The 14,295-nt window shown below is 66.8% G+C and carries 15 protein-coding genes; 13 read left to right on the forward strand and 2 right to left on the reverse strand.

What is annotated here, in order from left to right; genetic code table 11:
* The first annotated feature begins 36 nt into the window (after nucleotides 1–36).
* Nucleotides 37–276 carry a hypothetical protein gene (locus AB4Z37_RS23930; protein ID WP_441519247.1) on the forward strand — a complete coding sequence of 80 codons (240 nt, stop codon included), beginning with the start codon at nucleotides 37–39 and terminating at the stop codon, nucleotides 274–276.
* 66 nt (nucleotides 277–342) lie between these two features.
* On the opposite strand, the gene erpA is transcribed toward AB4Z37_RS23930, so the two are convergent.
* Nucleotides 343–672 (reverse strand): iron-sulfur cluster insertion protein ErpA, encoded by a 330-nt coding sequence (gene erpA, locus AB4Z37_RS23935; RefSeq protein ID WP_441519248.1) that lies wholly within the window; start codon nucleotides 670–672, stop codon nucleotides 343–345.
* 112 nt (nucleotides 673–784) lie between these two features.
* Between erpA and AB4Z37_RS23940 the strand changes: the two genes are divergently transcribed.
* The 11 genes from AB4Z37_RS23940 to surE all read left to right on the forward strand — a co-directional run bounded on the left by AB4Z37_RS23940 (nucleotide 785) and on the right by surE (nucleotide 12,863).
* Complete coding sequence (locus AB4Z37_RS23940; RefSeq protein ID WP_441519249.1) at nucleotides 785–1,993, forward strand: deoxyguanosinetriphosphate triphosphohydrolase; 1,209 nt, start codon at nucleotides 785–787, stop codon at nucleotides 1,991–1,993.
* A 46-nt stretch (nucleotides 1,994–2,039) separates the two neighbouring features.
* Nucleotides 2,040–3,830 (forward strand): arginine--tRNA ligase, encoded by a 1,791-nt coding sequence (gene argS, locus AB4Z37_RS23945; RefSeq protein ID WP_441519250.1) that lies wholly within the window; start codon nucleotides 2,040–2,042, stop codon nucleotides 3,828–3,830.
* A 122-nt stretch (nucleotides 3,831–3,952) separates the two neighbouring features.
* A complete protein-coding gene (locus AB4Z37_RS23950; protein ID WP_441519251.1) occupies nucleotides 3,953–5,446 on the forward strand; it encodes an SPOR domain-containing protein in 1,494 nt (497 codons plus the stop codon).
* A gap of 48 nt (nucleotides 5,447–5,494) precedes the next feature.
* The gene (gene nagZ / locus AB4Z37_RS23955) at nucleotides 5,495–6,523 is read left to right on the forward strand and encodes a beta-N-acetylhexosaminidase (RefSeq protein ID WP_441519252.1); all 1,029 of its coding nucleotides are present in this window, start codon (nucleotides 5,495–5,497) and stop codon (nucleotides 6,521–6,523) included.
* Entirely contained in the window at nucleotides 6,520–7,359 is an 840-nt protein-coding gene (locus AB4Z37_RS23960) for a segregation and condensation protein A (RefSeq protein WP_441519253.1), read from the forward strand. The genes nagZ and AB4Z37_RS23960 overlap by 4 nt, the downstream gene beginning before the upstream one ends.
* 555 nt (nucleotides 7,360–7,914) lie before the next feature.
* Entirely contained in the window at nucleotides 7,915–8,715 is an 801-nt protein-coding gene (gene scpB / locus AB4Z37_RS23965) for an SMC-Scp complex subunit ScpB (RefSeq protein WP_441519288.1), read from the forward strand.
* A 174-nt stretch (nucleotides 8,716–8,889) separates the two neighbouring features.
* Nucleotides 8,890–9,117, forward strand: coding sequence for a twin-arginine translocase TatA/TatE family subunit (locus tag AB4Z37_RS23970; protein ID WP_441519254.1), 228 nt, complete (start codon nucleotides 8,890–8,892; stop codon nucleotides 9,115–9,117).
* Between the two features lie 70 nt (nucleotides 9,118–9,187).
* Nucleotides 9,188–9,676, forward strand: coding sequence for a Sec-independent protein translocase protein TatB (gene tatB, locus AB4Z37_RS23975; protein WP_441519255.1), 489 nt, complete (start codon nucleotides 9,188–9,190; stop codon nucleotides 9,674–9,676).
* Entirely contained in the window at nucleotides 9,673–10,494 is an 822-nt protein-coding gene (gene tatC, locus AB4Z37_RS23980; protein ID WP_441519256.1) for a twin-arginine translocase subunit TatC, read from the forward strand. The genes tatB and tatC overlap by 4 nt, the downstream gene beginning before the upstream one ends.
* A gap of 157 nt (nucleotides 10,495–10,651) precedes the next feature.
* Complete coding sequence (gene serS, locus AB4Z37_RS23985; protein WP_441519257.1) at nucleotides 10,652–12,091, forward strand: serine--tRNA ligase; 1,440 nt, start codon at nucleotides 10,652–10,654, stop codon at nucleotides 12,089–12,091.
* A gap of 4 nt (nucleotides 12,092–12,095) precedes the next feature.
* Nucleotides 12,096–12,863, forward strand: a complete 768-nt coding sequence (surE, locus tag AB4Z37_RS23990; protein ID WP_441519258.1) for a 5'/3'-nucleotidase SurE — start codon at nucleotides 12,096–12,098, stop codon at nucleotides 12,861–12,863.
* A 137-nt stretch (nucleotides 12,864–13,000) separates the two neighbouring features.
* Here surE and AB4Z37_RS23995 read toward each other — a convergent pair whose 3' ends face one another.
* A complete protein-coding gene (locus tag AB4Z37_RS23995) occupies nucleotides 13,001–13,378 on the reverse strand; it encodes a response regulator (protein ID WP_441519259.1) in 378 nt (125 codons plus the stop codon).
* Nucleotides 13,379–13,568: 190 nt separating this feature from the next.
* On the opposite strand from AB4Z37_RS23995, the gene AB4Z37_RS24000 reads away from it, so the two are divergent.
* Complete coding sequence (locus tag AB4Z37_RS24000) at nucleotides 13,569–14,222, forward strand: protein-L-isoaspartate(D-aspartate) O-methyltransferase (protein ID WP_441519260.1); 654 nt, start codon at nucleotides 13,569–13,571, stop codon at nucleotides 14,220–14,222.
* The last annotated feature ends 73 nt before the right edge of the window (nucleotides 14,223–14,295 follow it).

The raw sequence follows: 14,295 nt of genomic DNA on the forward strand, positions 1-14,295 counted from the left end.
ACTGGCGCGCGTGCGGAGTGAAAGACGGAGCCAAGCATGGCGACGATCGAGCGCGAGTTCTACCGTGAGGCGCGGGGACCGGCCCCCGAGGACGTCGACACCTGGCGGCTGATTTTCGATCAGTCGTGCGCGCGCCTGCTGGTTTGTCATGAATGGCAGACGGCGCGGCATGCCGGCGTCGATGAATTTGCGATCGACGATTTCCTGGCGGAGAAGGGCGCTGCGCCCGAGGCGCTGCGGGTGCTGCTGTTCGGCGAGGTCGCGGCCGACGTATAACAAGCAGCCGACTGCGGCCGGTGGGCCTGCGCTAGGGCGGCCGCTCCAGCCGTCAGTTCAAACAGATCAGATCGAGAAGCTGGTTCCGCAGCCGCAGGACGCGGTGGCGTTGGGGTTGTTGACGCGAAACGACGCGCCGATCAGGTCGTCGACGAAATCGACCTCAGAGCCTGACAGGAAATTCACCGAGGTCGGGTCGACCAGCACCACCGCGCTGTCGCGTGCGATCACGAGGTCGTCGTCCGCCTTGTCGCGGGCGATGTCAAACTTGTACTGGAAGCCCGAGCAGCCGCCGCCCTCGACGCTGATCCGCAGCATGGCGCCGCCGCCCTCGGATTTCAGAATCTCTCCGATCCGCCTCGCGGCCCGCTCGGAAATTGTCACGCTGCCGGTCATGCGGTGCTCCGTCATCTTCGCGCGGGGATCGAGATGGCAAGGTTTGAATCTCCCGCAACTCATAGTTAAGTGCGGAACGACCCGGAATCAAATGCTGGAGAAGGGAAAAACCGTGTCCGTCGGAATGGCTGCCCCCCGCGCGGATTATGCCTGCGACCCGGACAACAGCCGGGGACGGCTGGTTGCCGAGCCGCCGAGCCGCACCCGCAGCCCGTTCCGCCGCGACTGCGACCGGGTGATCCATGCCAACGCCTTCCGCCGCCTCAAGCACAAGACCCAGGTGTTCGTCTTCCATGAGGGCGATCATTTTCGCACCCGCCTGACCCATTCGCTCGAGGTCGCCCAGATCGCCCGCGCCATCGCCCGCCAGCTCGGCGTCGACGAGGACCTTACCGAGGCGCTGGCGCTGGCCCATGATCTCGGCCACCCGCCGTTCGGCCATGCCGGCGAACGCGCGCTCGACGCCTGTCTCGAGGCGCATGGCGGCTTCGACCACAACGCGCAGGCGCTGCGGGTGGTGACCCAGCTCGAGCACCGCTATCCGCTGTTCGACGGCCTCAACCTGACCTGGGAGACGCTCGAAGGCATCGTCAAGCACAACGGGCCACTGGCGGAGCGTGACGGCCGGCCGGCCGGCCGCTACCGCGACCAGGGCATCCCGCTCGATATCGCCAACTATGTGGCGGGGCACGATCTGGAGCTGTGGAGCTTCGCCTCCCTCGAGGCCCAGATCGCGGCGGTCGCCGACGACATCGCCTACAACGCGCACGACATCGACGACGGCCTGCGCGCGGGCCTGTTCATCGTCGACGACCTCAAGGCGATCCCAGCGATCGCAGACATGATCGAGCGGATCGGACGGCGCTATCCTGGCCTCGACGAGGGGCGGCGCGGGGCGGAACTGGTGCGCGACCTGATCTCGTTTCAGATCGAGTCGGTGGTGGCGGAAGCCCGCCGGCGGCTGGCGGGGGCGCGTCCGGCGTCGGCGCAAGAGGTGCGGAACCAGCCGGCTGCGCTCGTCGCCTTCGGGGCGGCGGCGGCCACAGCGGATACCGCGATCAAGGGTTTCCTGTACGAGCGCATGTACCGCCATGCCCGGGTGATGCGGATCATGGGCGACGCCGAGGACATTATCTGCGAGCTGTTCGCCCGCTACCAGAAGACCCCGCGGGACCTTCCACCGGAATGGCTGGCCTTTGCCGGCGCTGCCGGGGAGGCCGACCGAACCCGCCGGATTGCCGATTTCATTGCCGGAATGACTGACCGTTTCGCCATGGTCGAGCACGCCCGCCTCTTTGACTCGACCCCGGATTTGCGTTAGGCGGCGGCTCATCGGCCCCGCCTGGCCGAAGGGATGACCGACGACCATGACCACTTCCACCGCTCACATTTTCGCCGACGTGCAGGCGCGGGTGCACGACATCTGCCGCGCTCTGATCGCCGAGGGGACGCTGCCGGAGACGGCGGACCTGTCCCGCGTCGTGGTCGAACCGCCGCGCGATGCCAGCCATGGCGACATGGCGACCAACGTCGCCATGGTACTGGCCAAGGACGCCAAGGCCAGGCCGCGGGACCTCGCCGAGAAGGTCGCCGAGCGGCTGCGCGCGGATGCGCTCGTCGAGGCGGTCGAGATCGCGGGGCCCGGCTTTATCAACCTGACGCTGAAGCCGGCCGCCTGGGCGGATGCGCTGCGCGCGATACTCGCTGCCGGCCGCGGCTATGGCCGCAGCCAGATCGGCGCGCAGGAGAAGATCAACGTCGAGTATGTCTCGGCCAACCCGACCGGGCCGATGCATGTCGGTCATTGCCGCGGCGCCGTGTTCGGCGACGCGCTGGCGAGCCTGCTCGACTTCGCCGGCTACGACGTCACCCGCGAGTACTATATCAACGACGCCGGCGCCCAGGTCGACGTGCTGGCGCGTTCGGCGTTCCTGCGCTACCGCGAGGCGCTCGGCGAGACCATCGGCGAGATCCCGGAGGGCCTCTATCCCGGTGACTACCTCAAGCCGGTCGGCGCCGAGCTGGCGAAGGAGTACGGCGACCGCCTGACCAAGCAGCCCGAAGCCGAGTGGCTGCCGGTGGTGCGCGACAAGGCCATCGCCATGATGATGGACGAGATTCGCCTGGATCTCGCCGCGCTCAACGTCCGCCATGACGTGTTCTTCTCGGAGCGCTCGCTGCAGGGGGCGAACGGCGGCGAGGTCGCAGCCGTGATCGAGGGGCTGCGTGCCAAGGGCGACGTCTACGAGGGGCGCCTGCCGCCGCCGAAAGGCGCGCCGGTCGAGGACTATGAAGATCGCGAGCAGACGCTGTTCCGCGCCACGGCGTTCGGTGACGACGTCGATCGCCCGCTGAAGAAGTCTGACGGCAGCTTCACCTATTTCGCCTCGGACATCGCCTACCACAAGAACAAGTTCGACCGCGGCTTCGCCAACATGGTCGACGTCTGGGGCGCTGATCACGGCGGCTACATCAAGCGCGTGCAGGCCGCGATCAATGCGGTTACCGCTGGCAAGGGCTCGCTCGACGTCAAGATCGTCCAGCTCGTGCGGCTGCTGCGCAACGGCGAGCCGGTGAAGATGTCGAAGCGCGCGGGCGACTTCGTCACCCTGCGCGAGGTGGTCGACGAGGTCGGCTGCGATTCCGTCCGTTTCATGATGCTGTTCCGCAAGAACGACGCGCTGCTGGACTTCGATCTGGCGGAAGTGATCAAGCAGACGAACGACAATGCCGTGTACTACGTGCAGTACGGTCATGCCCGCTGCCACTCGATCTTCCGCAGGGTGCGCCAGGAGGCCATGCCGGACTTTCCGGAGGATGAGGCCGCGCGGATCGCGCTGCTGCAGCGTGCCGATGTCAGCCAGCTGACCGATCCGGCCCAGCTCAGCCTGATCCGCCGCCTGGCGCTCTATCCGCGGATCGTGGAGGCGGCGGCGCTTGCGCATGAGCCGCACCGAATCGCGTTTTACCTGTATGATCTGGCCGGCGAGTTTAACGCGTTCTGGACCAAGGGGGCCAATTTGCCTCATTTACGCTTCATTATAACTAATGATGCAGAAATGATGCTCGCGCGACTGACTCTGGTTCAGGGCGTCGTCTCGGTGCTGGCATCTGGTCTCGCCGTGCTCGGCGTCCAGGCACCGGACGAAATGCGATAAGCAAGGGGGATGCGCCGGTCACACGGGGACTGTGATGGCGGTCAGCGGCAGCCGCTCCTGGTTCAAGAAGATAATTCTTGAATGGCGTTCGGCGGTTTGCCCGAAGGGTACGCAACATCACGATGGCGGATCGATACCAGGGTAACAGGTCATATCGTGCGGACGACGGCTATGACCGCGCACGCAATCAGGCGCCGCAGGCGTCGGAGAGCGATCCGCTTGCGGAGTTGGCGCGTCTGATCGGCCAGACCGATCCGTTCTCGACATTCGCTCGCGATGCCCGGGCCGCGGCGCAGCCGCCGGCGGGCGCACACGACGATCTGCCCGAAGATGATACGCAAGGCGCGTCGCAGGCGGATTTCGACGTGCGCCCTGGACGTCCGTCCTGGATGCAGCGGGTTGCCCAGCGCGAAGCTCACCACGACAGCTATGACGAGCCGGCACCGGTGGTGCAGCCGCCGGGTGATCCCTACGCCCAGCAGCATCCGGCCGATCCTTATCAGGCGGGCCACTATCAGGCCGCCCACTATCCGGACGATCCCTATCATCAGGGCGCCGCGGCGGCGCCGGGCTATGCGGCCGCAGACCATGGCCATGATCCGGTCTACGATCAGCACGCCGATCCCGCGCGCTATGACGAGGTGCTGTACGGGCCGTCCGACGATCCGCATGGCCAGCACTATGCGCAGGAGGGGGGCTACCCGGACGGCGCCTATGGTGAGGGTTACGACGAGGGGGCTGAAGCGCCCAAGAAGCGCGGCGGCATGGTGACGGTGATCGTCGTGCTGGCGCTGGCCTTCGTCGGCACCGCGGCGGCCTATGCCTATCGCACGTTCTCCGGCACGCCGCGCAGCGGTGAGGTGCCGATCATCAAGGCCGATACCGGCCCGAACAAGATCGTGCCGCCGACCCAGCAGGCGTCCGACAGCGCCAGCAAGCCGATCCAGGATCGTGTCAACACGACACCCGGCGCAGAGCGGATCGTGTCGCGCGAGGAGCAGCCGGTCGACGTCAATACCGCCAAGGCGACCGGGCCGAGGGTGGTGTTTCCGCCGCTGGCTCAGAACCCGAATCCCAATCCGGCTGGTGCGTCGACCCCGGCGATGCCGCCGCAACGGCCCGCCGCGGGCGCTGCCAGCGGCAATTTCGCCGGTGACGAGCCGCGCAGGGTCCGCACGCTTGCGATCCGGCCCGACCAGGCGGACGGCGCGCCCGCCCGTCCGGCGCCGCCTCCCGCCCGGGCTGCTGCTCCGGCGCCCGCCGCGGCTGCCGCCAGCGCGCCGATGTCGCTGACGCCTCAGGCTCCGGCCCAGACCCGCACGGCCTCCAACACGCCGGCGGCGGCCACCGGCAGCACGGGCATGTCCGGCGGCTATGTGGTGCAGATCTCGTCGCAGCGCAGCGAGGCGGACGCCCAGGCGTCCTATCGGGCGTTGCAGAACAAGTTCCCGAACGTGCTCGGGTCTCGTCCGCCGCTGATCAAGCGGGCGGATCTGGGCGACAAGGGCATCTACTATCGCGCCATGGTGGGCCCGTTCGGGAGCCCTGAGGAGGCGTCACAGGTCTGCGGCAGCCTGAAAAGTGCCGGCGGACAGTGCGTCGTCCAAAGGAATTAATCGCCGTTTCCTTGACCCTGATGGCCGGCGCGGGCTAATCGCCCGACTATGACCTCGCGCGCCTTCATCACTGGGGTTTCCGGCCTCGTTCTGACCGCGGACGAGCGCGCCTTTTTGCGCGCCGCGCGGCCATGGGGTTTCATTCTCTTCAAGAGAAATATCGATAGCCCGTCGCAAGTATCTGGCCTGGTGGATGAATTGAGGCGCTCGATCGATGACGAGGGCGCCCCGGTCCTGATCGACCAGGAAGGTGGCCGGGTACAGCGCCTCGGCCCGCCGCATTGGCCGGTCTATCCGCCGGGCGCCATCTTCGCGATGCTCTATGGCGCCGACCCGAAAGCGGGCACCCGCGCCGCGTTCCTGGCCAGCCGTCTGATCGCGGCGGATCTCACTGATCTCGGGATCACCGTCGATTGCCTGCCGCTGGCTGATGTTCCGGTTGCGGGCGCCGATGCCGTGATCGGGAACCGGGCTTATGGCACGACGCCGGACCAGGTTGCCGTGATCGCCCGGGCGGTGACTGACGGGCTGGAGCAGGGCGGTGTCCTGCCGGTGCTCAAGCATATCCCGGGGCATGGCCGCGCCACCGCCGATTCCCATCATCGCCTGCCGGTGGTGGACACCCCCGCCGCGGAGCTCGACCAGACCGACTTTGCCGCGTTCCGGCCGCTTGCGGACCTGCCGATGGCCATGACCGCACATGTTGTGTTTAGCGCCCTGGATGCCACCCAACCGGCGACGACTTCTGCGACAATGATTGAACGGGTGATTCGCGGATCGATCGGGTTCCAGGGTTTGTTAATGAGTGATGACGTGTCGATGAACGCGCTCCAGGGAACCATCGCGCTGCGCACCAGCGCAGCGCTCGCCGCCGGATGCGACATCGCCCTGCATTGCAACGGCATTCTGGACGAGATGCGCGAGGTCGCCGCTGCGGCGCCGCTCCTCGCCGGCCTGCCGCTTCAGCGCGCGGATGCGGCTCGGGCCGCGCGCAAGCCGGCGCAGCCGCTGGACCGTGCCGCCGCGCGGGCGGAGCTGAACGACCTCCTCGCCCGGGCAGAAGGGTTGAGCGCATGACCGCAGAAATCCTGTCCTTCGAGACCGGCCTGCCGGCCGCCGAGAACGCGTCCGATGAGCCGGCGCTGGTCGTCGATGTCGAAGGCTACGAGGGGCCGCTGGACCTGCTGCTCGCGCTGGCGCGGCAGCAGAAGGTGGACCTCTCGAAGATGTCCATCCTGGCGCTGGCCGACCAGTATCTCTCGTTCATCGAGGCGGCCCGCAAGATCCGCCTCGAGCTCGCCGCCGACTACTTGGTGATGGCGGCGTGGCTGGCGTTCCTCAAATCGCGCCTGCTGCTGCCCGAGCCGGCCAGCGCCGAAGGCGGCGGCCCGTCCGCCGAGGAGATGGCGGCCGCGCTCGCCAGCCGGCTGCGCCGTCTGGAGCTGATCCGCGAGGCATCCAACCAGCTGATGACCCGGCCGCAGCTGATGCGCGACATCTTCCCGCGCGGGCAGCCGGAAGAGATCGCCGAGATCAAGAAGCCGAAATTCACCGCCACGCTGTTCGACCTGCTCTCCGCGTATGCGGTGCAGCGCCAGCAGCGGGTGCTGGCGTCGGTGCATCTCGCCAAGCGTACGGTATGGTCGCTGGCGGAAGCGCGCGCCACCATCGAGCGCCTGGTCGGCATGGCCGAGGACTGGAGCTGCCTCGACGAGTATCTAATCGGGTACGTCGCAGATCCGACCCAGCGCGCCACCGTGTTCGCGTCGAGCTTCGCCGCCGCGCTGGAGCTGGTGCGTGAGGGCGAGGTCGAGATCAATCAGAAGCAAGCTTTCGCCCCAATTTATTTTCGCAAGCGCCGGGCGCAGGTCGCCGCCGACGCCGTGTCGGCGCCGGACCTGTCGGCAGAGTAAGTGGAAGAAGGAGACCGAGCCATGGCGAGCCTGGCGGAACGACGCATCGTCGAGATCGACGAGCCTTCCGAACCCGTTTCTTCCAAGCAGACCAAGCACGCGTCCCCGCGACCTGTTTCGGTCGAGGCGGTGCCGGATGTGTCTGCCGACGAACCTGAGGCCGTCGAGGCCCGGGTGAATCACGAAGCCGTCGAGATCGAGGCGTCCGAGACCGAGCAGGCCGAGGCAGGCGAGGCCGAAGCGGCCGATGCTGGCGTGGATGTCGAGGCCGTCGAAGCCGAGCTCGCGGAAGCCGAAGTGATCGAGGCGGCCGAGGTCGGGTTTGCTGAAGACGAGGCCGATGGCGACACGGTCGAGGACGCCGAAGCCATCGAGGCGGAGGCGCTGGACGTCGACAACGAGGACGACGACGAGGTCGACGAGGACGATGTCGTCGACGAAGCGGACGCCTCGGACGAAGACGAGGAAGTCGACGCGACCGAGGACGGTGACGACGAGCAGGTCACCGTCGACGAGGCCGTGGCTGAATTGCCGGCGGATGCCGACGCCGCCGAGCTGGTCGAAGCGGCGGCCGCCGCGGCCGACGAGACACCGGCAGAGCCTCAGGAGGTCGGCAGGGCCGAAGCGGATGCCGAGCCGGCCGAGGCCGCGGCCACCGCGGCCAGCCGTCCGGAAGAGCTGCGGCTGCTGGAAGCGCTGCTGTTCGCCGCGTCCGAGCCGCTCGATCAGTCGGCACTCGCCAAGCGCATGCCCCAGGGCGTGAACGTCAAGGCGGCGCTGGAACAGCTGCAGGCCGACTACGCGATGCGCGGCGTCAACCTGGTGCGGGTCGGCAACAAGTGGAGCTTCCGGACCGCCAGCGACCTGTCCTGGCTGATGACCCGCGAGACCCACGAGACGCGCAAGCTGTCGCGTGCGGCGATCGAGGTGCTGGCGATCATCGCCTATCACCAGCCTGTGACCAGGGCCGAGATCGAGGACATCCGCGGCGTCGTCACCTCCAAGGGGACGATCGACGTGCTGCTGGAAACCGGCTGGATCCGCCCGCGCGGCCGCCGCAAGACGCCGGGACGGCCGCTCACCTTCGGTACCACGGAAACGTTCCTGTCACAATTCAGCCTCGAGGCGCTGACCGACCTGCCGGGTCTGGAGGAGCTCAAGGGGACGGGCCTGCTCGACACCCGCCTGCCGTCAGGATTCAGCGTGCCGTCGCCGTCGGACGACCCACAGCTGCGCGAGGACGAGGAACCGCTGGAGCCCGGCGATCTGGAGCTCACGCTGGCACCGGCCGTGGAGCCGGAGCCCGAGCCGGAACCCGCGGCGAAGCCGGAGAGCAGCGGCGACGAGGAAGGCTGAAACAGGCGGGGGCGGCCGTTTCGGTCCGCGCCGGCTGCCATGGATTAACGCTCGCGCGCAATGCGTCGCTTCACCCGGCGAGCGCGCGCGTTAAGTCCTTGTTTTTGACACCTCTGCAGCCTATTTTCCGGTCAGATTTGGCCGCAGTGGCGGTTCGCGTTCGGAGGTTTTCAAATGGGTTTGAGCTTTCCACACATTCTCATCCTCCTGGTCGTTGTCCTGTTGCTGTTCGGCCGCAATAAGATCTCCGACCTGATGGGAGACTTCGCCAAGGGCATCAAGTCGTTCAAGAAAGGCTTGGCTGACGACGAGGTCGCTGAACAGCCGGAGCCGGTCAAGCGCATCGAAAGCGCGCCGTCGACGCCAGCGTCGCGCACAGACGTCGGCAGCAAGGCTGTCTGAGCAGTCTAACGTCTCGTTCCGGTGGGTTCATCTGTGAGGAGCGGGACGTAAGCCCGCAAGCGGATTCTGTATGTTCGACATCGGCTGGGGTGAGATGGTCGTGATCGGCGTGGTTGCGCTGGTCGTGATCGGCCCCAAGGAGCTCCCGGGAGTCCTGCGCACGGTCGGCCGGGTGGTCGGCAAGGCGCGCCGTATGGCATCGGAGTTTCAGGGCCAGTTCAACGAGGCGTTGCGTGAAGCCGAGATGGCGGACCTGAAGAAGTCGTTTGACGACGTGTCCGAGGCTGCCAAGGGATTCTCCGCCCGCAATATTCTCTCATCTGTTACCAAGGATGTAGAGGATGCGTTGCGGGTCGATCCACCCGCGACCACTCCACCCGCGACCACTCCACCCGCGACCACTCCGCCCGCGACCACTCCGCCCGCGACCACTCCGCCACCGACCCCACCGGCCACGTCGGAGCCGACGCCGCCGCTCATCGAGACCACGACGCACACGCCCGAGATCGCTCCGCCGGTGGTGCCGCAGGACGGACCCGAAGCCGGGAAGGCGCCATGAGCCAGGAAGACATCGACGCCACCAAGGCGCCGCTGATGGAGCACCTGATCGAGCTGCGCGGCCGTCTGATCAAGGCGCTGCTCGCCTTCGGCGTCGCGTTCGTCGTCTGCTTCTTCTTCGCCAAGCAGATCTACAATGTCCTGGTGTGGCCATTCGTGTGGGTGGCGGGGCCTGAAAACTCGAAATTCATCTACACCGCGCTGCTCGAATATTTCGTCACCCAGCTCAAGCTGGCGATGTTCGGTGCCGGCTTCATCTCGTTTCCGATCGTCGCCACCCAGATCTACAAGTTCGTCGCGCCGGGCCTCTACCGCAACGAGCGCCAGGCTTTCCTGCCCTATCTGATCGCGACGCCGTTCTTCTTCGCGCTGGGGGCGCTGCTGGTCTATTTCATCGTGCTGCCGATGCTGGTGCGGTTCTCGCTGGGCATGCAGCAGACAGCGGGCGCAGAGACCGCGCAAATTGCGCTGCTGCCCAAGGTTGGCGAATACCTCTCATTGTTGATGTCGCTGATCTTTGCCTTCGGCATCGCTTTTCAGTTGCCGGTCGTGCTCACGCTCCTCGGTCGTATCGGGGTCGTCACCGCCAAGCAGTTGCGCGAGAAGCGGCGCTATTTCATCGTCGCTGCGTTTGCCATCGCGGCGGTCCTGACCCCGCCGGACGTGATCAGTCAGATGTCGCTCGCGATCCCGCTGCTGGCGCTCTACGAGGGGTCGATCATCGCGGTCGCGATGGTGGAGAAGAAGGCGGCGGCTGCCGCGGCCCAGAACTCCACGACCCCGCCGGCGGACACGTCGGACGCCTCGTCGACATCCTGACACGGCGCTTCGTGCCGTCTGCTAAATTACTCAGATTGCGGCGATTCTCGCCGCGACGCGGGGCGGTTGGCCGCCCTGCGGCGTTGGCGGTTTCAATCGTCGCAGGTTCGCGGTACTTGATGCCCGCTCGCGGATGAACTCGTTGGGATAGCTTGCCATGCACGACATCAAATCGATCCGGGACAATGCCGCCGCGTTCGACGCCGCGCTGAAACGGCGCGGGCTCGCGCCCGTGGCTGCCGCGCTGCTCGCCATCGACGACCGCCGCCGTGCCGCGATCACCGAGGCCGAGCGCACCCAGGCCCGCCGCAACGCCGCCTCCAAGGAAATCGGCGATGCCAAGAAGGCCAAGGACGACGCCCGCGCGGCGGCGCTCATGGCCGAGGTCGGCGAGCTCAAGTCCCGCCTGCCGGAGCTCGAAGCTGCGGCCAAGCTGGCCGAGGCGGAACTGTTTGAGGCGCTGGGCGCCATTCCCAATCTGCCGCTCGACGAGGTGCCTGATGGCGCCGACGAGCACGGCAATGTCGAGCACCATCAGTTCGGCGCGAAGCGCAATTACGCCTTTGCGCCGAAGCCGCATTTCGAGCTCGGCGAGGCGCTCGGCTTCATGGACTTCGAGGCGGCGGCGAAGCTGTCGGGCGCGCGCTTCGTGGTGCTGAAGAAGGGGCTGGCGCGGCTCGAGCGTGCGATCGGCCAGTTCATGCTGGACCTGCACACCACCGCTCACGGCTACACCGAGATCAACCCGCCGCTGCTGGTCAAGGACGACGCCATGTTCGGCACCGGCCAGCTGCCGAAATTCCGTGACGACCAGTTCGGCGCCGCGCCGCCGGTCAACAAGGCCGAGGTCTACGAGCAGATCCGCGCCAAGGCCGTCGACATGGCGGTGCGCGAGCTCAACAAGCCGGCGGCCGAGCTGCAGCTCGACGATCTCTTCGTATTCGAGATGCGGGTGATCGAGGACCTGCCGCCGGAGGTGAACTACTGGCTCATTCCCACCGCCGAGGTGCCGCTGACCAACCTCGTGCGCGAGTCCATCCTCGACGAGAAGGAGCTGCCGCTGCGCCTGACGGCGCTGACGCCGTGCTTCCGCGCCGAGGCGGGGGCCGCCGGGCGCGACACCCGCGGCATGATCAGGCAGCACCAGTTCACCAAGGTCGAGCTGGTGTCGGTGACGACGCCGGAGACCAGCCGCGACGAGCACGAGCGCATGCTCGCCTGCGCCGAGGAAGTGCTGCGCAAGCTCGACCTGCATTACCGCGTGGTGACGCTGTGCACCGGCGACATGGGCTTCACCTCGCAGAAGACCTACGACATCGAGGTATGGATGCCCGGGCAGGGCGAGGGAGGCATGTACCGCGAGATTTCGTCGTGCTCGGTGTGCGGCGATTTCCAGGCCCGTCGCATGGATGCGCGCTCGCGCGGTCCGGACGGCAAGCCGCGCTTCGTCCACACGCTGAACGGCTCGGGCACCGCCGTCGGCCGCGCGCTGATCGCGGTGATGGAAACCTACCAGCAGGATAATGGCGCGATCGCCGTGCCTGAGGTGCTGCAGCCCTATATGGGCGGACTGAAGATCATCGAGAAGGGCATGTAAGGCGATGCGCATCCTCTGCACCAATGACGACGGCATTCATGCCTACGGCCTCAAGATCGTCGAGGAGATCGCGCGTGAGCTGTCCGACGACGTCTGGGTGGTGGCGCCCGAGCTCGATCAGTCCGGCGTGTCGCACTCGCTGTCGCTGAACGATCCGCTGCGTTTGCGCGAGGTGGGGCCGCGCCACTTCGCCGTGCGCGGCACGCCGACCGACTGCGTCATCATGGGCGCGCGCCACATTCTCGGCGACAAGAAGCCCGATCTCGTGTTGTCCGGCGTCAACAAGGGGCGCAACGTCGCTGAGGACGTGATCTATTCCGGCACCATCGCCGGTGCGATGGAAGGCGTGATCCTCGGCATTCCCTCGTTCGCGCTGTCGCAGGAGTTCGGCGTCGACAGCCGCCGCAACCCTCATTGGGACACCGGCCGCAAGCTTGGTCCCGACATCATCCGCAAGGTGCTGGCCGCCGGCGTGCCTGCCGACACCGTGATCAACATCAACTTCCCGAACTGCGCGGCTGAGGATGTTCAGGGCGTCACGGTGGCGCGGCAGGGCAAGCGCAACCAGGGCTTTCTCAAGATCGACGAACGCCGCGACGGCCGCGGCAATCCCTATTACTGGATCGGCTTCGAGCGTCTCGCCAACATCGACCCGCCGGGCGAGGGCACCGATCTCGCGGCGCTGGCGAACCGGCAGGTGGCGGTGACGCCGCTGCATCTCGACATGACCTCTGCCGGGTTTTCCGGCCGGCTGACCGAGGTGCTGAAATAGCCGTTCTGCGGCGGGTGGCGCCCGCGCAGGGCTGCACGGCAGATCAGCTGCGACGCCTGCGCGTTCAGCGCTCGCCCGACCATTTCCGGTTGTGAAAACTCGCCGTGGCCCGGCACCGGCCAGGTAACACCGCAGCGCTAATTGGTCTTGCGTTGCAAGGCGTCCTCGATCGCCTCCTGCAGCGTTTCGATCTTGAATGGCTTCTGCAGCGCCGGATAGTCGCGGTATTTTTCCGGCAGGCCTTCGGCGCCGTAGCCGGTGGCGAACACCAGCGGCAGATTGCGTAGCGCAACCACTTCGGCGACCGGCGAGATGTTCTTGCCGTTGACGTTGACGTCTAAAATAGCAAGGTCGAACTTGGTCGACTGGGCCAGCTTGATGGCCTGGTCGAGGTCACCCGCCTCAGCGGCAACAATATAACCGAGATCCGACAGCATGTCGGCCACGAGCATGCGGATCATGGTCTCGTCTTCGACCAGAAAAACCGAGCCGCGCGATGGCGCCGGTGCCGTCATCGGTGGAATGTTCCCGCTGCCACTGAACGTGGCCTGACTATGTCGGTGCGTCAGCCTATTGGCAATAAGCATTATTGCGACAAAGGCCGGCGGTGTGTGGCGAGGCTGCTGTTAGGGATCGCATGATCACCGGTTCGTGCTTGCCAGGGAAGCGCCGTTCGGTTTTCGTGGTCCGTGGGGGACGACAATGATGATCTCTGCACGACACGCTCCGCACGAAAAAATGGCATTCCAGCTGACGCTGCGCCGCCGCGGCATCAGCGATCAGGCTGTGTTGCGCGCCATGGAGGCGATCCCGCGCGAGGCATTCGTCGAGCAGGGCGACGAGGGGTACGCCTATCGTGACGCGGCGCTGCCGATCGCCTGTGGTCAGACCATCAGCCAGCCCTTCGTCGTCGCCTACATGACCGAACAGTTGCAGCTGAAGCCCTATCATCGCGTGCTCGAGATCGGGACCGGGTCGGGCTATCAGGCCGCGGTCCTGTCGCGCCTTGCGCGCGACGTCGTGACGCTGGAGCGCTTCCGCTTCCTGGCGGAGCGGGCGAAGTCCCGGCTCGCGGCACTGGGCTGTGGCAATGTCGAGGTCCTGATCGGCGACGGCTTCGACGTTCCCGACAGCGCCGGTCGGTTCGATCGCGTCATTGTGACGGCGGCGATGGAGGACATTCCGGAGGGGCTGCTGCGCCACCTCGCGCCGGAGGGCTTGCTGATCGCCCCGGTCGGGCCGCCGTCCGGCAGCCAGGTGCTGGTCAGGCTGCGCGGCACCGGTGATGGCTTCGAGCGCACCAACCTGATCGGGGTGCGGTTCGTGCCGGCGTTGCCGGGCATCGCCAGGGAAATGTAGCGAATTGATGGTCGGGCCGGCCCGTCGCGGTCCGCCGGAGCAACGGTTTCGGCATCCGGGCAGGTGACGGTCC

Source organism: Bradyrhizobium sp. 2TAF24, assembly GCF_052115025.1.
In the GTDB taxonomy this organism is placed as follows: domain Bacteria; phylum Pseudomonadota; class Alphaproteobacteria; order Rhizobiales; family Xanthobacteraceae; genus Bradyrhizobium_A.